The organism is Pseudomonas fluorescens (assembly GCF_902497895.1).
Classification (GTDB): domain Bacteria; phylum Pseudomonadota; class Gammaproteobacteria; order Pseudomonadales; family Pseudomonadaceae; genus Aquipseudomonas; species Aquipseudomonas fluorescens_BP.
On record NZ_CABVHQ010000003.1, the window covers coordinates 124,712 to 140,825 of the forward strand.

Below are 16,114 nucleotides of genomic sequence, written 5' to 3' on the forward strand. Positions count from 1 at the left end.
GTAGCCACAGGGTTTGGGCTCACCCGCAATTACGCGGGGGTAGCCACAGGGTTTGGGCTCACCTGCAATTACGCGGGGGTAGCCACAGGGTTTGGGCTCACCTGCAATTACGCGGGGGGAGCCACAGGGTTTGGGCTCACCTGCAATTACGCGGGTGTTTCTGGTCGGCGCAGGAGCTGCCGCAGGCTGTGATCTTTTGCTGCCAGCAAGGTTCAACTGCCTGGTGTCAGGACACGCCCCTTCAAGAGCAAGCTCTTTTCTGCGGCCTGGAGACCAGCAGGTCGCGAAAATCCAGATAGTGTTTGAGCAGTTGTCCAGGGGCTTCGGTCTGTGGGTAATGGCCGATGTCTGCCAGCAATACGGTGTCCGGATTGGGGATCAATTGCCGATAACGCTCGACCATGTGCGCGCCGGAAATCGGATCGACTTCGCCATCGATGACCCGCAGGGGCACGTCGCCGCGCTGCATGGCGCTGACCCAGCGCTCACGCTGCACGCGACGCTCCGGGATATAGCAGATCAGCTTGTGCAGGATCCGCGGCCCGTGGTTATTTTCGATCAGGCTCCAGAAGTCATCCAGCGCACTTTCGCTGGGCCGGGTCTGCGGGCCGAAGATCTGGCTGAAATTCCTGACCAGCCCTTCACGACTGAAGGCCCGGCCGATCATCCAGCCCAAGGGGCTGAGCAATAGTTTTTGCATCAGCACCGGACGATGGGTTTCCGGAAACAGCCCACCGTTGAGGAAGACGCAACTGGCGATATGGATGCTGGCTTCGTAATGCCGGGCGAGCAGTTCCTGGGCCACGCTATCGCCATAATCATGGGCCAGCACATGCACTGGTTGCTCGATAGACAAATGCTTGAGCAGCGCCTGCTGCAAATCCGCCTGCTCCAGCAGGCTGTATTCGTGATCCAGCGGTTTGGCCGAGTCGCCGAAACCGAGCATGTCACAGGCGATCACCCGGGAGCGCTGGGCCAGCGGCTGCCAGAGATAATGCCAATCCCAACTGGCGGTCGGGAAGCCATGAATCAGCAACAGCGGTTCACCCTGCCCTGCCGTCCAGTAGCGAATGGTCTGGCCGCGAAACAGAAAACTCTGCCCGCGTTTACGCCAGGCACACAGAGGAATCTCGGCGAGCGGCGTCAAAGTTTATACCCCGAGTCTTGTTTATCGAGTTTGCGCAGCAGCGCCGGCCAGGCCAGCGCGCCACCCATGCCTTGAGCGCTTTTGGCGACCCCGGCGAGGGTGCCGCCGTAGGTCAGCAGGCCGTGGTTGTGCAGTTCCTTCACATTCTGTGTCGATTGAACGGGGGCTACGCTCACGGCAAGGACCTCGGCAGATTTTGTTTTTTAATGTCCGACCAGTCTAGCCAGCCTCTCGACTTGGGGTAGTTGCATTGGCAGCCAGCTTACTGGCCGAGCGAGTCAGACCTGAGCCTGGCATCAATAAGTGCAACTTAGTATCAAAGCATAGACGCCAATAAAGGCGCCGCAAACAGATTCAATAATCCGGTCAGGACCATCACCAAACCCGCCACTGACCCTTCTTCGCCCCCCACTTCATGGGCCCGACTGACCCCGGCACCGTGGGCGCCGACGCCAAACAGCGCACCACGGGCCAAGGCACTGCGCAGCGGCAGCCACTTCAGTAAAACGCCGCCCAGCAGCGCGCCGAAGACCCCGGTGAACATCACGAATATAGCGGTCAATTCCGGCACGCCACCCAGGTCATGGGCCAACGGCATGGCGAAGGGTGTGGTGATCGAGCGCGGCACCAGCGACATCGTCACCGAGCTGTCCAGTGCCAGCGCTTTGGCCAGGCCAAATGAGCTGCCAATCGACGCCATGCTGCCGGCCAGCATGCCGAGCAATAACGCCAACCAGTGGCGAATCAGCAACTGCCGTTGCTGCCAGATCGGTACCGCGAAAGCGACCGTTACCGGGCCCAATACCAGCATCAGCCAGTGAGTATTGCTCGAGTATTCGGCATAGGCGGTGTGCAGGGGCACGGCAAGCGCCAGGAGCAGTGCGGGTACCAGAATCAGCGGTGACAGCAGGTAACGGCCGCTGCGCCGATAGAGCCAGCGGCTGAACAGATAGGCCGAAAGGGTAAAGGCCAGCCAGAACATGGGCATCAGCTCAAGTTTCATGACGCATCCGCAGGCGACACACCAGTTCCACGGTAAACGCAGTAACCAGCATCACCATCAAGGTGCTGATGCCAATCACCAGCAGGATTCGCCAGCCGTCCTGGCGCAGCAGCGCGCCATAGTCGAGCAGGCTCATCAACGCAGGAATAAAGAACAGGAGCATTTCGGCCATCAGCAGCCCGGCGCCCAATTGCAAGGCCGCCGGTTTGACCCAGCCCAAGGCAAAAGCCAGCAGCAACAGTGCCAGGCCGATGACCCCACCGGGAATCGGCCAGGGCAACCAGCGCGCCAGTTGACAGCCCAGCAGGTAAATAGCCAGCAGTACCGCCAGTTCGCACAGGAGTCGACCCAGGTATTTCAAAGTGGAGTTTTTCATGGTCTTTGATCCTCGCAGGTGTTCATTTTAGAGAAGCACCTGCCATCTCCGAAGCGAATTGTTAGACTAGATGCCATTCCAGACTGGAATCGCGGATATGGAATTCAAACAGCTGCGCAGCTTCATCGAAGTGATTCACCAGGGTGGCTTCACCCAAGCTGCCAAGACTTTGCATATCAGTCAGTCGGCCGTCAGCAAGCAGGTCGCGCAGCTGGAGCACAGCCTCGGCACGCAATTGCTGGAACGCCTGGGCTCGCAGATTCGCCTGACCGCCGCAGGCAAGGTGGTCTTGCAACGCGCCGAGGGCATGCTGCGTCTGCGCAATGAGTTACTCAGCGAGCTGGATGATCTGAGCCAATTGGCCCGAGGGGAGTTGCGCCTGGGATTGCCGCTGCTGGGCAGCGACGCGCTGTTCGCCAGCCTGTTTGCCGAATACCGACGGCGTTATCCGAATATCACTGTGCAGTTGCTTGAAGGCGGCAGCCTGAATATCGAACAGGCGGTATTGAGTGGGGAACTGGAACTGGGTGGCAGTCTGCTGCCCAAGGACCCGCAGTTTGCCTTTCAGCCATTCTGCGACGAGCCGCTGGATGCTTTGCTGCCGGCTGATCATCCTCTGGCCATGAAGACAGAGATTGGCCTCGAAGAGTTGGCAGACACGCCCTTTCTGCTCTACCAACGCAGCTTTGTACTCAACGACCGCTTGCTCCAGGCGTGCCAGCAGATGGGTTTTACCCCGAAGGAAGGCGGACGCAGCGGTCAGGCGGACTTTCTCGCGGCGCTGGTGGCCGCGGGACAAGGCGTGGTATTGCTGCCCAGGGTGGTTGCCCACGGCTTGGTCAGACCAGGTGTCGTGCGCCTGACATTGAAGGCGCCCGAGTCTCTGCGCTGGGACATCGCCTTCATCTGGCGTCAGGGCGCGTATTTGTCAAAAGCCGCGCAGGCCTGGCTGGCGTTGCTGCGCGAGTATCCGGTCAGTCGCGCAGCGCCTTGATCAACTGCGCCAGCCAAGGCTCGGCATCGGTTTCCGGGGTAACGCTTTCACTGGCGTCCAGTCGCAACATTTCCTGGACTTCGCGCAGGCCCAGGTCGGCGAAGAACAGCTCACGCATCTGCTCGCCGCCACCGCAGAAGGTATCGCCATAGCTGGCATCGCCCAAACCTATTACCGCGCCAGGCAGCCCGCGCCAGGCAGCTGGTAATTGATCGCGAATCATCGAATACAGCGGTTGCAGGTTGTCCGGCAACTCACCCATGCCGGTGGTCGAGGTCACCGCCAGAAAGGCCTCGGGGCCAAAGGCCAGGACATCGGCCAGACTCGCCCGCGGGTTGTGCCAGGCTTCGAAACCCGCATCATTTAACATTTTTGCGGCATGTCGGGCGACTTCTTCAGCCGTGCCGTACACCGAGCCGGAAAGGATGGCGACTTTCATCAATCTGATCCTGAAACTGAGTAAAAGAACGGGATATTAACAGCACCCGCAAGAAAACCAGCGAGTCGCGCTCGATTCACGCCAACGGCAAGTGGACAGCAGGCAATGATGTCTTAGAATGCTTCGCCCAATCGACTCAGGACGGATTCTATCGATGATTAACGCTCAATTGATGCAACTGGTGATAAACGCCTCCAACGACGGAATTGTAATCGCCGAAAAGGAAGGCGAAGACAAGATCCTGATTTATGTAAACCCGGCGTTCGAACGCCTGACGGGCTACAGCAACGAAGAAATCCTGTATCAGGACTGCCGCTTTCTTCAGTCCGGAGATCGCGATCAACCGGCACTCGAGGTGATTCGCAGGGCGCTGGGTTCGGGTACAGCTTGCCGGGAAGTTTTGCGTAATTACCGTAAGGACGGCACGCATTTCTGGAATGAACTGTCACTATCGACAGTGTTCAATAAGAGCGATCAACAGACGTATTTCGTTGGGGTGCAAAAAGACGTCACCCTGCAGGTCAAGGCTCAGCAGCGCGTAGAACAGCTGGAAGTGCAATTGGCCGAGGTTAAAGCCGAGCTGGAAGCATTAAAGGCGACGGGCGGTTCAAACAATTCTGCGAGTTAGTTGCCATTAACTACAATCCAATAACTTTGTAACTCTTTTTTTCGAGCCTGCCATGCATCGCAACACGCTCCTGACCCAGGATGAGCTGGATTTCATCCAGACCATGCAGCACAACCCGCAACTCAACGTGCGGGATGCGAACTCGAGCCTGCTGGTCAATGGTGGCTCACAGATTCGCGATCTGCTCACGCGCCTGGCCGCTCATGAGCATGTCACCATCCAAGCGACCTTCGAAAACCAGCAAATAACCTTTCCGCTGCAACTGGTGGAAGATGAGTTTCACGCACTGCATTTACGCCTCGGCGTACCGAGCATTTATGAAGACGGGCCATTGGTCCGGCCATGGCGCTTGTTGCTGGAAGAACCGGTCGCTCTGGAAAATGCCAAGGGCACTCCGGGCATGTTGTGGGTCCACGAAGTGTCGTTCAAAGGGGTGCTGCTGGAGATCCGCAACCGCACCAAACCATCGAAGCACTTCGCCCTGTGGTTCAGCCCTTCAGGTTACGAACGCATCGCCCTGCGCGGCACCTTCGAACGCGAAACCGAGCATGGCTACTACGCCTATCGTTTGAACCAGGGTGACAAGGACGAAACCGAGCGCCTGCGTCAGTTCATTCTTCAGCAGCATCGCCTGACCCATCCCGCGCTGCATGCCTGACGGCTATTGCTTCTCAGGTATCCAGTGTTCCTGCGAGGAATTGCTGCAGGCGCTGCTGCATCAATAGGCCATCGCTGCCAAGACACCCAATCGACGACCCCGCCAGACTCTCCTGCGCCAGATTCGCCACCTCACCCGCCAGCATGACCGGGCAATTCAGACTCATGGCCAGACGATTCAAGCGTTTGGGTAACTCGGGAGCCGGCGCATAGCCGGAGAACAGCACCAGCCCCTGGGGTTTGATCTTTTCGCAGACCCAGGCCAACTCATCGTATGGCTGCCCCACCGTCAGCACCCTGACACCGACCTCCGGGCTGCCCATGCACAAGGCAGCCACCAGCAATTCAAGCTCGCGACACCGTCTGACCTTGGCTGTCAGCAGCACCCGCTGCGGTTGCGAGCCTTGTAGCAGGAGTAGACGTTGCGCCACCCGAGCACGTAAAAAGCCATCCAGGAACAACCACTCGCTGGTCTGACCAAAACTATCCTGGTGTTGTACCAGCTGTTTCCAGAGCGGCATCAGGATGTCCTGAAACACGACGGTCTGTGGGTAACTGGAAAAAATCCGTCCATACAGCCATTCCAGTTGCAGGTCATCGAACGCACTGACAGCCGTCTTAAGTTGCATCTGCCATTGCCCATATTCGTCTTGGCCGTCTTCACTCAAATGGTCATTGGGCAGTGCCTGGGTCGCGCTGGTTTTGACCAGGATCCTGCCGACCTTACTGACCGCGACGCCACGTTCAATCCAGCTGAGGATGCTGTGCACTGTCTCGATATCGGCCATTGAATACAACCGATGCCCACTCTCGGTGCGGGTTGGAACAATCAAACCGTAACGCCTCTCCCAGGCTCGCAGGGTCACCGGGTTGACCCCAGTCAGCCGGGCCACTTCCCGGATCGGGAACAGTTGCTCCTGCTCAAGGTAGCGGGAGGACAATGCAGCAGCGGCACGTTCAGTCATGAGGGTCATCTGAGAACTGAATATCGGTCGTAAATTGGATCCCATTCTACGCTTGATCACTACCATTCATCCAAGGAATTGATAACCGATCAACATCGCTGGTGTATTTGGCGAAATCAGGAATAATCCTTGCTTGTACTTGAACGCAGCCCACCACCCCGGTGCTGCGTGCCGTGCGAGCCCTATCCGGGAGCGCACGCCTGCTATACGGAGATACACAATGTCTGCCTCACCCGTCACCCTGATGGTCGCACGCCGTGTCGCCAATGGTCGTTATCAGGATCTGATCGCCTGGCTTGGCGAAGGCGAACAACTGGCCACCGACTTCCCCGGCTACCTCGGTTCTGGCGTGCTTGCCCCGCCCCCTGGTGATGACGAATTCCAGATCATCTTCCGCTTTGCCAATGAACAGACCCTGCATGCCTGGGAACACTCCGCGTCGCGCAGTGCCTGGCTGGTGCGGGGCAGCGACCTGTTCGCGCATCCTTCGGAACATCGGGTCAGCGGCATCGATGGCTGGTTTGGCGCCGTCGGTCAACGCCCACCCCGCTGGAAGCAGGCAGTGGCGATCTGGCTGGCGTTCTTTCCGGTCTCGTTGCTGTTCAACTTTTTGCTGGGTCCGTTAATGGCCGAGTTGGAGCTGTTGAGCCGAGTGTTCCTCAGTACCCTGGCCCTGACGCCATTGATGGTGTACATCTTTATCCCGCTGTCCACCCGCCTGCTGGCAGGCTGGTTGAACACTGTGCCCGTACGCCGGGGCCCTTGTGGGAGCGAGCTTGCCCGCGAAGAACGATAACCGATCCTGCCTGACACATTGCGGCGCACTTGTGGCGAGGGAGCTTGCTCCCGCTCGGCTGCGCAGCAGTCGTAAAGCCTGCTCATGAGGTGTGTCTGGCAGAACCGGTTTGCAGGTTTTAGGGCCGCTGCGCGCCCCAGCGGGAGCAAGCTCCCTCGCCACAGGTTCTGCATTCGATGCCTCGACGCTCTGACCGGCATTGGGGCAAGTCCGCTCCCCCCAAAGGCTCCATGGCTGTACACCCATGGTCGCTGGTATAGTTTTCCCTTACCTGCGAGCCGAGCCGTCAATGAATCTTTCTCCAGCCCCGATCCTGATCACCGGCGCCGGCCAGCGCGTCGGCCTGCATTGTGCATTGCGGCTGCTGGAGGAAGGTCATCCGGTGATCTTCAGCTACCGCAGCGAGCGGCCTGGGGTGCAAGCCCTGCGCGAACGTGGCGCCATTGCGCTGTTTGCCGACTTCTCCACTGAGGCCGGCATCCTGGCGTTCATCGCCGAACTGAAAACCCACACCGGTTGCCTGCGGGCGATTGTGCATAACGCCTCAGCCTGGCTGGCCGAAACGCCTGACAGCGAAACCGCCGCATTCACCCGGATGTTCAGCGTGCATATGCTTGCACCCTATCTGATCAACCTGCATTGTGCTGACTTGCTGGAACGCTCGAAGCCGGCGGACATCGTGCATATCAGCGACGATGTGACCCGCAAGGGCAGCAGCCGGCACATTGCCTACTGCGCCAGTAAAGCCGGGCTCGACAGCCTGACCCTGTCCTTCGCGGCGAAATACGCCCCGCGGATCAAGGTCAATGGCATTGCCCCGGCCCTGCTATTGTTCAACCCCGAGGACGACGCGGCGTACCGCGCCAAGGCACTGGCCAAGTCCGCGCTGGGCATCGAACCCGGCAGCGAAGTGATTTACCAGAGCCTGCGCTATCTGCTGGACAATCCTTATGTCACAGGAACGACCCTGACAGTCAACGGCGGACGGCATCTCAAGTAAGCCGCCCCGCGAGGATGTTGTATGACGTTATCCCTACCTCAGAATTACCGCGAGATCCTGATCGGCCTGGGTGAAAACCCGGATCGCGAGGGCTTGCTCGACACACCCACCCGCGCAGCCAAGGCCATGCAGTACCTCTGTCATGGCTACGAGCAAAGCGTCGAGGAGATCGTCAACGGCGCGCTGTTCGACTCCGATAACGACGAGATGGTGATCGTCGACAACATCGAACTCTACTCACTATGCGAACATCACATGCTGCCCTTCATCGGCAAGGCGCATGTGGCTTATATTCCAACCGGCAAGGTGCTCGGGCTGTCGAAGATTGCGCGGATCGTCGATATGTTCGCCCGCCGCCTGCAGATCCAGGAAAATCTCACCCGGGAAATCGCCGAGGCGGTTCAGCGCGTGACCCATGCCGCCGGTGTCGCGGTGGTGATCGAGGCCAAACACATGTGCATGATGATGCGCGGCGTCGAGAAACAGAATTCGACCATGAACACCTCGGTGATGCTGGGCGCTTTCCGCGATTCGAGCACCACCCGCCAGGAGTTCCTGCAATTGATTGGACGGAGCAAGTAGCAATGCCACAACTTCAACCAGGAATGGCACGTATCCGGGTCAAGGACCTGTGTTTGCGTACCTATATCGGGATCAACGAGGACGAAATCCTCAACAAGCAGGATGTGCTGATCAACCTGACCATCCTGTATGCCGCGCAGGATGCCGTGCGCGACAACGACATCGACCACGCGCTGAACTACCGGACCATCACCAAGGCGATCATTGCCCACGTCGAGGGCAACCGTTTTGCCCTGCTCGAACGCCTGACCCAGGAATTGCTCGATCTGGTGATGAGCAACGAATCGGTACTGTACGCCGAAGTCGAAGTCGACAAGCCCCATGCCCTGCGTTTTGCCGAGTCGGTGTCGATCACACTCGCGGCGAGCCGCTAAGCTTCAAGCTTCAAGCTTCAAGCTTCAAGCGGTAAGCTACAGGCCACCACAATCCTTATCTTGCAGCTTGAAGCTTGTCGCTTGAAGCTGTCTCGCAGAGACCTCTATGACCGAGCAACAACGCCTCGAACTCGAAGCCGCCGCCTTCCGCCGCCTGGTCGCGCACCTGGACAGCCGCAAGGATGTGCAAAACATCGACCTGATGAACCTCGCCGGCTTCTGCCGCAACTGCCTGTCCAAGTGGTACAAGGCCGAAGCCGACGATCGCCGGATCGAGGTCAGCATGGACGACGCCCGTGAAGTGGTTTACGGCATGCCGTACGCCGAGTGGAAAGCCAAATACCAGCAAGAAGCCAGCGCTGAACAGCAAGCGGCGTTCGCCAAAGGAAAAACCCATGACTGATCTGAACACCCTGCGCGCCAGCCTGAAAAGGGGCGAACACGCCTTCGCCGATACCTTGGCGTTTATCGCCGCGGGCTACGATTATCAGCCTCAGGCCTTCAACAACGGCGGCGTGGAAAACGCTGCCGGGCAGAACGAAGGTTCATGCAAGACCCTGGGTCTGGCGCTGCTGGAAGGTTTGAGCGACGAAGAAGCCTTGCTGGCGTTCGGTGAGCATTATCGCTCGGTGGTTGCCACGCCAGAGGGCAGCGACCACGGCAATATCCGCGCGTTGATCGCCCATGGGTTGGCAGGAGTGAAGTTCGAAGCACAGCCGCTGCAGCGCCGCTGATTGGAAGATCAAAAGATCGCAGCCTGCGGCAGCTCCTACAGGGATTGGTATTTACCCCAAGACTGCGAAAATACACGGTCGGCGTAGGAGCTGCCGCAGGCTGCGATCTTTTCGAAAATTGCAAAGATTGAAGCCAATTGCAGACCAAAAAAAACCGGCTTTCGCCGGTTTTTTTACTTTCATAAGACTCAGTGCGTGGCGTTCTGCAGGTCGTCCAGATAACGTTCGGCATCCAGTGCAGCCATGCAACCGGCACCGGCGGAGGTGATGGCCTGACGGTAAACGTGGTCAGCCACGTCACCGGCGGCAAAGATACCTTCGAGGCTGGTCGCGGTGGCGTTGCCTTCACGGCCGCCCTGCACTACCAGGTAGCCGTCTTTCAAGGTCAGCTGACCTTCGAACAACGAGGTGTTCGGAGTATGGCCGATCGCGATGAACACACCGTCGACTTTCAGCTCGTCGAAGCTGCCATCGTTGTTCTTCAGACGCGCACCGGTCACGCCCATGTTGTCGCCCAGCACTTCGTCGAGGGTCGAATTCAACTTGAGAACGATCTTGCCCTCGGCAACCCGCGCGTGCAGCTTGTCGATCAGGATCTTCTCGGCGCGGAAGGTTTCGCGACGGTGGATCAGCGTGACTTTGCTGGCGATGTTAGCCAGGTACAGCGCTTCCTCAACCGCGGTGTTGCCGCCGCCGACTACCGCCACTTCACGGTTGCGGTAGAAGAAACCATCACAGGTGGCGCAGGCCGAAACCCCTTTGCCCATGAAGGCCTCTTCCGAAGGCAGACCCAGGTAACGGGCGCTGGCGCCAGTGGCGATGATCAGCGCGTCGCAGGTGTAAGTGCCGCTGTCACCGGTCAGGGTGTAAGGCTTGGCCGCGAAGTCGACAGCATTGATGTGGTCGAACACGATTTCGGTTTCAAAGCGCTCGGCATGCTCTTTCATGCGGTCCATCAGCGCCGGGCCGGTCAGGCCATGGACATCGCCCGGCCAGTTGTCGACTTCGGTGGTGGTGGTCAACTGGCCGCCGGCCTGCATGCCGGTGATCAGCAATGGCTTGAGGTTGGCACGCGCGGCATAGACCGCGGCGCTGTAACCGGCAGGGCCGGAACCGAGAATAATTACTCGCGAATGACGTACATCAGACATGACTCACTCCTATTGACCGGCCCGGGGCATCTGGCGCGGAACGCCGGAAACCGGCTGGAATAAAAAAAAGGACTGCGACAGCACTTGGGGAAGCGAGACAGTCCTGAAAAATATGGGTGCAGCGTATCGAGGGGGCGAAGATTAAGGAAATACGCAATAACAATCCAGCTCATAGGCGGTCTCTATCTGCAGGAAGTTGATTCAACGTCACCTTTGTTACAGCTGATGTCGACATCATTGCCGCGCTTTCGCCTGCCGGGCAAAGCCGGTAAGGTCGGCGCGTTTCCCCATTGCAAGGACTCTGTTATGCCCGCCCCCGTTCTGTCCGGCCCGCAATACCTGCGCGAAGGCCTGAAGCTGGTCTTGAGCCCCGGCCTGCGTTTGTTCGTCCTGTTACCGCTGGCGATCAACCTGGTGCTGTTCGTCGGATTGATCTATCTGGCCAGCCATCAGTTCAGCCTGTGGGTCGATACCCTGATGCCTTCGCTGCCCGATTGGCTGAGTTTTCTCAGCTACCTGATCTGGCCGCTGTTCGTGGTATTGGTGGTGCTGATGGTGTTCTTCACCTTCACCATGCTGGCCAACGTCATCGCCGCGCCGTTCAACGGTTTTCTCGCGGAGAAAGTCGAAGTGGTGGTGCGTGGCACCGATGACTTCCCAGCCTTCAGCTGGGGTGAGTTGATCGCCATGGTCCCTCGCACCCTGGCACGGGAAATGCGCAAGCTCGGCTATTTCCTGCCGCGAGCCATTGCGCTGTTCATCCTGTCCTTCATTCCCGTGGTCAACTTGATCGCCGCGCCGCTGTGGCTGCTGTTCGGGGTGTGGATGATGGCGATCCAGTACATCGACTACCCGGCGGATAACCACAAACTCGGCTGGAACGAGATGCTCGCCTGGCTGCGGGAGAAACGCTGGCAGAGCCTGAGCTTCGGCGGGATCGTCTATCTGGTGCTGCTGATTCCGCTGGTCAATATCCTGATGATGCCGGCAGCGGTGGCCGGGGCGACCTTGTTCTGGGTGCGGGAACGTGGGGCTGAAAACCTTGTGGTCCAACAACGCTGACCCCGTCATAAATCCATCACCATGCTGACACAATGACGACATGGCCTCAGCCGACACTGGGGTCATGACGACAGCTCTGCGTATCTCCCTGATTACCGAAACCTTCCCTCCTGAAATCAACGGCGTGGCCAATACCCTTGGGCGCTTTTGCGATGGTTTGCGCGCGCGCGGGCATCAGGTCGAACTGGTCCGGCCACGTCAGGCCGGCGATCAAGGCCGGCCGAGCGACGAGCAACTGCTGCTCTGTCGCGGGTGGCCGCTGCCCGGCTATCCCGGCCTGCAATGGGGGATTTGCTCGATGCACAAATTGTTGCGACGCTGGAAGCGCCAGCGGCCTGATGTGCTGTACCTCGCCACTGAAGGTCCGTTGGGCCTGGCGGCACTACGGGCTGCTCGACGCCTGGGCATCGCGGTGGTCAGTGGCTTCCACACCAACTTCCAGCAGTACACCCACCAGTATGGTCTGGGCCCGCTGACCCGGCTGCTGACGCACTATTTGCGCTGGTTCCACAACCGGTCGCAATTGACCCTGGTGCCCAGCGCCAGCCAGCGGATGGAGCTGGAGCGCCGCAGCTTCGAACGCCTGGCGCTGCTCTCCCATGGCGTCGACAGCCAGCTGTTTCACCCGGCCAAACGTCTGAATGTACTGCGGCAAGCCTGGGGCCTGGAGTGCGACGATATTGCCGTCATTCACGTAGGACGCCTCGCTCCGGAGAAAAACCTCGGGTTGCTCAAGCGCAGTTTTGAAGCCTTGCAGGCGACTTATCCACAGCGGCGGATGAAATTGGTCGTGGTCGGTGATGGTCCGCAACGCGCAGTGCTGGAGCAGGAATTGCCGCAAGGGATCTTTTGCGGAACGCAATGCGGGGAAGCACTGGCCAGCCACTATGCGTCAGGGGATCTGTTTCTATTTCCGAGCCTGACCGAAACCTTCGGCAACGTGGTGCTTGAGGCGTTGGCCTCTGGCCTGGCGGTGGTGGCATACGATCAGGCGGCGGCGGCCCAACACATTCGCCATGGTTACAGCGGCGTACTGGCCATGCCAGGCGACGAGGATGCGTTCTGCGATGTGGCGTGCTGGTTGCTGGAGGATCGCGAAACCTTGCGCCGGGTACGCCTCAATGCCCGCCAGCATGCCAGCCGGCAAGGCTGGGCGGCGGTGATCGAGCAGTTGGAAAGCCAATTGCGTGGGGTTTGTCAGAAAGAGCAGATGGTCCGTGGCCCAATGCCAGTCAGTTAAGACGTTACGCGAACCGTAGCAGCTGGCGAAGCCTGCGTCCGGCTGCGCAGCAGTCGTAAAATCAGGCTCCGCGGTATTCCAGAAAAATCGGGGAAGCAGGATTTGCGACTGCTTCGCAGCCGGACGCAGCCTTCGGCAGCTGCTACGAGGACAGTGCTGAACCTGAAACTCCTTAACTGACTGGCATTGGGGCAAGCTCCCTCGCCACAGGATTTGCCCGGACGCTGCTTATACCAGGCTCATCAACGCCTCACGGCTGAACGGCAGGATGTCCTGTTCGCGGCCTTCGCGCACTTTCAGCGCCCAGTCCGGGTCGACCAGCAGCGCACGGCCGACGGCAACCAGGTCGAACTCATCGTTGTTCAAACGCTCCAGCAGTTTGCCCAGGCTCGCCGGTTGCGCGACCTTGTCGGTATTGACCATGAACTGCAGGAACTCGCCGTCCAGGCCAACGCTGCCCACAGTGATGCTCGGCTTGCCGGTCAGCTTGCGGGTCCAGCCGGCCAGGTTCAACTCGGAACCGTCGAACTCTGGCTCCCAGAAACGTCGCGTCGAGCAGTGGAAGATATCCACACCGGCGTCGGACAGCGGTTGGAGGAACTCGCCCAAGGCTTGCGGGGTGTGTACCAGACGAGCCGTGTAGTCCTGCTGCTTCCATTGGGAGAAGCGGAAAATGATCGGGAAGCCCGGGCCGACCGCGGCGCGTACCGCCTGGATCAGCTCGATGGCGAAACGTGAACGATTGGCCAGGCTGCCGCCATATTCGTCGGTGCGCTGGTTGCTGCCTTCCCAGAAGAACTGGTCCACCAGGTAACCGTGGGCGCCGTGGATCTCTACGCCGTCCATGCCAATGCTCTGAGCATCTTTGGCGGCCTGGGCGAATGCGTCGATGACGTCCTTGATGTCTTGTGGAGTCATGCCATGCACGACGACCTGGCCGTCCTTGAGTTTTTCCGAAGGACCATAGCCCGGCACGCTGGCATCCGGCTCGGTGCCGATGCGCCGAACGCTACCCACATGCCACAGTTGCGGAACAATCTTGCCGCCTTCAGCGTGGACCGCATCGACGACTTTCTTCCAGCCGGCCAACGCGGCTTCACCGTAGAAATGCGGAACGTTGGGGTAACCATTGGAAGCCTTGTGCCCGACGGTGGTGCCCTCGGTGATGATCAGGCCTACGCCAGCGGCCGCGCGACGACGGTAGTACTCGATGACTTTCGAGTTCGGTACGCCGCCAGGGGAGAACGACCGGGTCATTGGCGCCATGACGACGCGACTCGGCAGTTCGAGGTTGCCGAGATGGAACGGTTTGAACAGGGCTTTGACGGGCATGGGGCGCTCCACGAAAACGTTATCGACGGGATAGAGGTTTTATGACGGCGATAATATGGAGAACAGCAAGGCTTGAGAAGTATTATTGATTCTGGTGATCAAGGGGTAGAAGGCGGGGACGCAGGAGAAGCAAAAGATCGCAACGCCCACAGGCGCGTGTGCAGGAGCTGCCGCAGGCTGCGATCTTTTGATCTTTTGCTGTTTGCTGTTTGCGTTTCAGCCCAGCGCTTTTTCAATCGCCTGAACAACTGCCGGATCATCGGGAGTGGTCCGTGGCGAGAACCGCGCCAGCACACGTCCGTCCTTGCCCAGCAGGAACTTCTCGAAATTCCAGGTGATGTCGCCCGGGAACTCCGCACCCTCGCCCGCCAGCAGGCGATACAAGGAGTGACGATCATGGCCGTTGACCTCGAGCTTGCTGCTCAAGGGAAACGTAACGTCGTAATTGAGGCTGCAAAACTCCTGAATCTCTGCCTCGGTGCCTGGTTCCTGCCCGGCAAATTGATTGCACGGTAAGCCCAGCACACTGAAACCTCGATCCTTGTAGCGTTGATAAAGCGCTTCAAGCTCTTTGTATTGCGGAGTCAAGCCACACTTGGAGGCGACGTTGACCACCAGCACGACTTTCCCTTTCAACGGCGCGAGAGGTAGGTCCTGGCCATCCAGAGCTTTTAATTTCAGGTCGTGAAAAGCACTCATGACGAACTCCAAATTTCCCGTGTTCTTCTCGAAACAGCCACTCGACAGTGCAAGCGCGTTGCAGTCAAGAACAGCCGCGGACTAAAAAGGCGCCCGCGGGCGCCTCTCAAGCTATCTGAGCTTAGCGCAGAAAATCAGTGGTGATGGCCACCTTCGCCATGGACGTGACCATGGGCGATTTCTTCCTGGCTGGCGTCGCGGATATCAACGATTTTGACCTGAAAGGTCAAACGCTGGCCGGCCAACGGGTGGTTGCCGTCGACGGTAACGTCGTCGCCGTCCAGATCACGGATGGTGACGATCTGCATTTGGCCGTCCGGAGCGGATGCGTGAAACTGCATGCCCACTTCCAGCTCGTCGACGCCTTCGAACATGCTGCGGCTCAGGGTGCTGACCAGTTCGGCAGCGTATTCGCCGTAGGCATCTTCAGGTTCTACGGCAACAGTCAGTTCGTCACCGACCGTCTTGCCTTCCAGAGCCTTCTCCAGGCCCGGAATGATGTTACCTGCGCCTTGCAGGTAGACCAGCGGCGCGCCGCCGGCGGAGCTGTCGATGACCTCACCAGCGTCGTTGGTCAGGGTATAGTCGATGGAGACAGCCTTATTGGCGGCGATCAGCATGGGGGCGAGACCTTTTGCAAAAGAATGAAGAATGGTCAAGTTTAGCGAAGCAAACGCCCGAAAGCGAACACAACCCGGACGGACGGGTCGCCGCGCAAGGCTCAACCGTCACAGGCTTTCGTCAAGATGAAGAAGGACACTGGGTTGTCGAGCTTTCCTGCGGCCATACCCAACACCTGCGCCACCAGCCACCGTGGCAATCCCGGGCCTGGGTGACGGATCCTGTGCACCGTCAGGAAAAAATAGGTCAGCCCTTTGCCTGCGGTTGGTGTGCTCAAGGCTCGGATAGCGATAACCTTAGCGATTGATATCCGG

General features: G+C 59.1%; 20 protein-coding genes and 2 pseudogenes. 12 read left to right on the top strand and 10 right to left on the bottom strand.

Features of this window, described 5'->3' with window-relative positions:
• Positions 1 to 241: 241 nt before the first annotated feature.
• From F8N21_RS02420 to F8N21_RS02435, 4 genes and pseudogenes are all read right to left on the bottom strand, one after another.
• Positions 242 to 1,147 carry an alpha/beta fold hydrolase gene (locus tag F8N21_RS02420; RefSeq protein ID WP_150640598.1) on the bottom strand — a complete coding sequence of 302 codons (906 nt, stop codon included), beginning with the start codon at positions 1,145 to 1,147 and terminating at the stop codon, positions 242 to 244.
• Positions 1,144 to 1,293, bottom strand: a pseudogene (locus F8N21_RS02425) (class II aldolase); the annotation flags it as partial. The gene F8N21_RS02420 and the pseudogene F8N21_RS02425, both read right to left, overlap by 4 nt.
• Positions 1,294 to 1,463: 170 nt before the next feature.
• The gene (locus F8N21_RS02430) at positions 1,464 to 2,150 is read right to left on the bottom strand and encodes an LrgB family protein (protein ID WP_150640599.1); all 687 of its coding nucleotides are present in this window, start codon (positions 2,148 to 2,150) and stop codon (positions 1,464 to 1,466) included.
• A complete protein-coding gene (locus F8N21_RS02435) occupies positions 2,140 to 2,526 on the bottom strand; it encodes a CidA/LrgA family protein (RefSeq protein ID WP_150640600.1) in 387 nt (128 codons plus the stop codon). Before F8N21_RS02435 ends, F8N21_RS02430 begins: the two co-directional genes overlap by 11 nt.
• 97 nt (positions 2,527 to 2,623) lie before the next feature.
• On the opposite strand from F8N21_RS02435, the gene F8N21_RS02440 reads away from it, so the two are divergent.
• Positions 2,624 to 3,520 carry a LysR family transcriptional regulator gene (locus tag F8N21_RS02440; protein WP_150640601.1) on the top strand — a complete coding sequence of 299 codons (897 nt, stop codon included), beginning with the start codon at positions 2,624 to 2,626 and terminating at the stop codon, positions 3,518 to 3,520.
• Here F8N21_RS02440 and F8N21_RS02445 read toward each other — a convergent pair.
• The gene (locus tag F8N21_RS02445) at positions 3,501 to 3,959 is read right to left on the bottom strand and encodes a flavodoxin (RefSeq protein WP_150640602.1); all 459 of its coding nucleotides are present in this window, start codon (positions 3,957 to 3,959) and stop codon (positions 3,501 to 3,503) included. The genes F8N21_RS02440 and F8N21_RS02445 overlap by 20 nt on opposite strands.
• Before the next feature lie 154 nt (positions 3,960 to 4,113).
• Here F8N21_RS02445 and F8N21_RS02450 point away from each other — a divergent pair, with 154 nt between their 5' ends.
• Complete coding sequence (locus tag F8N21_RS02450) at positions 4,114 to 4,587, top strand: PAS domain S-box protein (RefSeq protein ID WP_150640603.1); 474 nt, start codon at positions 4,114 to 4,116, stop codon at positions 4,585 to 4,587.
• 52 nt (positions 4,588 to 4,639) lie between these two features.
• Positions 4,640 to 5,245 (top strand): hypothetical protein, encoded by a 606-nt coding sequence (locus tag F8N21_RS02455; RefSeq protein WP_150640604.1) that lies wholly within the window; start codon positions 4,640 to 4,642, stop codon positions 5,243 to 5,245.
• A gap of 13 nt (positions 5,246 to 5,258) precedes the next feature.
• On the opposite strand, the gene F8N21_RS02460 is transcribed toward F8N21_RS02455, so the two are convergent.
• Positions 5,259 to 6,218: a MerR family transcriptional regulator gene (locus tag F8N21_RS02460; RefSeq protein ID WP_150640605.1), complete on the bottom strand. Its 960-nt coding sequence runs from the start codon at positions 6,216 to 6,218 to the stop codon at positions 5,259 to 5,261.
• Between the two features lie 211 nt (positions 6,219 to 6,429).
• Here F8N21_RS02460 and F8N21_RS02465 point away from each other — a divergent pair, with 211 nt between their 5' ends.
• The 6 genes from F8N21_RS02465 to F8N21_RS02490 all read left to right on the top strand — a co-directional run bounded on the left by F8N21_RS02465 (position 6,430) and on the right by F8N21_RS02490 (position 9,695).
• The gene (locus tag F8N21_RS02465; protein WP_150640606.1) at positions 6,430 to 7,005 is read left to right on the top strand and encodes an antibiotic biosynthesis monooxygenase; all 576 of its coding nucleotides are present in this window, start codon (positions 6,430 to 6,432) and stop codon (positions 7,003 to 7,005) included.
• A 289-nt stretch (positions 7,006 to 7,294) separates the two neighbouring features.
• Positions 7,295 to 8,005 carry a dihydromonapterin reductase gene (folM, locus tag F8N21_RS02470; RefSeq protein ID WP_150640607.1) on the top strand — a complete coding sequence of 237 codons (711 nt, stop codon included), beginning with the start codon at positions 7,295 to 7,297 and terminating at the stop codon, positions 8,003 to 8,005.
• A gap of 21 nt (positions 8,006 to 8,026) precedes the next feature.
• On the top strand, positions 8,027 to 8,587 hold the full coding sequence (folE, locus tag F8N21_RS02475; protein ID WP_150640608.1) for a GTP cyclohydrolase I FolE: 561 nt from the start codon (positions 8,027 to 8,029) through the stop codon (positions 8,585 to 8,587).
• 2 nt (positions 8,588 to 8,589) lie between these two features.
• Entirely contained in the window at positions 8,590 to 8,961 is a 372-nt protein-coding gene (folX, locus tag F8N21_RS02480; protein ID WP_026140129.1) for a dihydroneopterin triphosphate 2'-epimerase, read from the top strand.
• A 106-nt stretch (positions 8,962 to 9,067) separates the two neighbouring features.
• Positions 9,068 to 9,364, top strand: coding sequence for a DUF1244 domain-containing protein (locus tag F8N21_RS02485; RefSeq protein ID WP_150640609.1), 297 nt, complete (start codon positions 9,068 to 9,070; stop codon positions 9,362 to 9,364).
• Positions 9,357 to 9,695, top strand: coding sequence for a HopJ type III effector protein (locus tag F8N21_RS02490; RefSeq protein ID WP_150640610.1), 339 nt, complete (start codon positions 9,357 to 9,359; stop codon positions 9,693 to 9,695). The genes F8N21_RS02485 and F8N21_RS02490 overlap by 8 nt, the downstream gene beginning before the upstream one ends.
• 188 nt (positions 9,696 to 9,883) lie before the next feature.
• On the opposite strand, the gene trxB is transcribed toward F8N21_RS02490, so the two are convergent.
• Positions 9,884 to 10,846: a thioredoxin-disulfide reductase gene (trxB, locus tag F8N21_RS02495; RefSeq protein WP_150640611.1), complete on the bottom strand. Its 963-nt coding sequence runs from the start codon at positions 10,844 to 10,846 to the stop codon at positions 9,884 to 9,886.
• 306 nt (positions 10,847 to 11,152) lie between these two features.
• Between trxB and cysZ the strand changes: the two genes are divergently transcribed.
• Together cysZ and F8N21_RS02510 are read left to right on the top strand one after the other, a co-directional pair.
• Positions 11,153 to 11,908 (top strand): sulfate transporter CysZ, encoded by a 756-nt coding sequence (gene cysZ, locus F8N21_RS02505; RefSeq protein WP_150640613.1) that lies wholly within the window; start codon positions 11,153 to 11,155, stop codon positions 11,906 to 11,908.
• A 40-nt stretch (positions 11,909 to 11,948) separates the two neighbouring features.
• The gene (locus F8N21_RS02510) at positions 11,949 to 13,148 is read left to right on the top strand and encodes a glycosyltransferase family 4 protein (protein WP_150640614.1); all 1,200 of its coding nucleotides are present in this window, start codon (positions 11,949 to 11,951) and stop codon (positions 13,146 to 13,148) included.
• Between the two features lie 228 nt (positions 13,149 to 13,376).
• Here the strand turns inward: F8N21_RS02510 and F8N21_RS02515 are convergent, their stop codons facing one another.
• The 3 genes from F8N21_RS02515 to F8N21_RS02525 all read right to left on the bottom strand — a co-directional run bounded on the left by F8N21_RS02515 (position 13,377) and on the right by F8N21_RS02525 (position 15,799).
• Positions 13,377 to 14,480, bottom strand: coding sequence for an NADH:flavin oxidoreductase (locus F8N21_RS02515; protein ID WP_150640615.1), 1,104 nt, complete (start codon positions 14,478 to 14,480; stop codon positions 13,377 to 13,379).
• 216 nt (positions 14,481 to 14,696) lie between these two features.
• Positions 14,697 to 15,179 (bottom strand): glutathione peroxidase, encoded by a 483-nt coding sequence (locus F8N21_RS02520; protein WP_150640616.1) that lies wholly within the window; start codon positions 15,177 to 15,179, stop codon positions 14,697 to 14,699.
• Positions 15,180 to 15,313: 134 nt separating this feature from the next.
• Positions 15,314 to 15,799 (bottom strand): FKBP-type peptidyl-prolyl cis-trans isomerase, encoded by a 486-nt coding sequence (locus F8N21_RS02525; protein ID WP_150640617.1) that lies wholly within the window; start codon positions 15,797 to 15,799, stop codon positions 15,314 to 15,316.
• Between F8N21_RS02525 and F8N21_RS02530 the strand changes: the two are divergent.
• Positions 15,768 to 16,107: pseudogene (locus tag F8N21_RS02530) on the top strand (DUF3565 domain-containing protein). The gene F8N21_RS02525 and the pseudogene F8N21_RS02530 overlap by 32 nt on opposite strands.
• The last annotated feature ends 7 nt before the right edge of the window (positions 16,108 to 16,114 follow it).

What these genes read in the sequence shown, in the direction of transcription:
- F8N21_RS02430 (WP_150640599.1), bottom strand. Translation starts at nt 2,150, where the DNA reads ATGAAACTTGAGCTGATGCCCATGTTCTGGCTGGCCTTTACCCTTTCG.
- F8N21_RS02435 (WP_150640600.1), bottom strand. Translation starts at nt 2,526, where the DNA reads ATGAAAAACTCCACTTTGAAATACCTGGGTCGACTCCTGTGCGAACTG.
- F8N21_RS02440 (WP_150640601.1), top strand. Translation starts at nt 2,624, where the DNA reads ATGGAATTCAAACAGCTGCGCAGCTTCATCGAAGTGATTCACCAGGGT.
- F8N21_RS02445 (WP_150640602.1), bottom strand. Translation starts at nt 3,959, where the DNA reads ATGAAAGTCGCCATCCTTTCCGGCTCGGTGTACGGCACGGCTGAAGAA.
- F8N21_RS02450 (WP_150640603.1), top strand. Translation starts at nt 4,114, where the DNA reads ATGATTAACGCTCAATTGATGCAACTGGTGATAAACGCCTCCAACGAC.
- F8N21_RS02455 (WP_150640604.1), top strand. Translation starts at nt 4,640, where the DNA reads ATGCATCGCAACACGCTCCTGACCCAGGATGAGCTGGATTTCATCCAG.
- F8N21_RS02460 (WP_150640605.1), bottom strand. Translation starts at nt 6,218, where the DNA reads ATGACCCTCATGACTGAACGTGCCGCTGCTGCATTGTCCTCCCGCTAC.
- F8N21_RS02465 (WP_150640606.1), top strand. Translation starts at nt 6,430, where the DNA reads ATGTCTGCCTCACCCGTCACCCTGATGGTCGCACGCCGTGTCGCCAAT.
- folM (WP_150640607.1), top strand. Translation starts at nt 7,295, where the DNA reads ATGAATCTTTCTCCAGCCCCGATCCTGATCACCGGCGCCGGCCAGCGC.
- folE (WP_150640608.1), top strand. Translation starts at nt 8,027, where the DNA reads ATGACGTTATCCCTACCTCAGAATTACCGCGAGATCCTGATCGGCCTG.
- folX (WP_026140129.1), top strand. Translation starts at nt 8,590, where the DNA reads ATGCCACAACTTCAACCAGGAATGGCACGTATCCGGGTCAAGGACCTG.
- F8N21_RS02485 (WP_150640609.1), top strand. Translation starts at nt 9,068, where the DNA reads ATGACCGAGCAACAACGCCTCGAACTCGAAGCCGCCGCCTTCCGCCGC.
- F8N21_RS02490 (WP_150640610.1), top strand. Translation starts at nt 9,357, where the DNA reads ATGACTGATCTGAACACCCTGCGCGCCAGCCTGAAAAGGGGCGAACAC.
- trxB (WP_150640611.1), bottom strand. Translation starts at nt 10,846, where the DNA reads ATGTCTGATGTACGTCATTCGCGAGTAATTATTCTCGGTTCCGGCCCT.
- cysZ (WP_150640613.1), top strand. Translation starts at nt 11,153, where the DNA reads ATGCCCGCCCCCGTTCTGTCCGGCCCGCAATACCTGCGCGAAGGCCTG.
- F8N21_RS02510 (WP_150640614.1), top strand. Translation starts at nt 11,949, where the DNA reads ATGGCCTCAGCCGACACTGGGGTCATGACGACAGCTCTGCGTATCTCC.
- F8N21_RS02515 (WP_150640615.1), bottom strand. Translation starts at nt 14,480, where the DNA reads ATGCCCGTCAAAGCCCTGTTCAAACCGTTCCATCTCGGCAACCTCGAA.
- F8N21_RS02520 (WP_150640616.1), bottom strand. Translation starts at nt 15,179, where the DNA reads ATGAGTGCTTTTCACGACCTGAAATTAAAAGCTCTGGATGGCCAGGAC.
- F8N21_RS02525 (WP_150640617.1), bottom strand. Translation starts at nt 15,799, where the DNA reads ATGCTGATCGCCGCCAATAAGGCTGTCTCCATCGACTATACCCTGACC.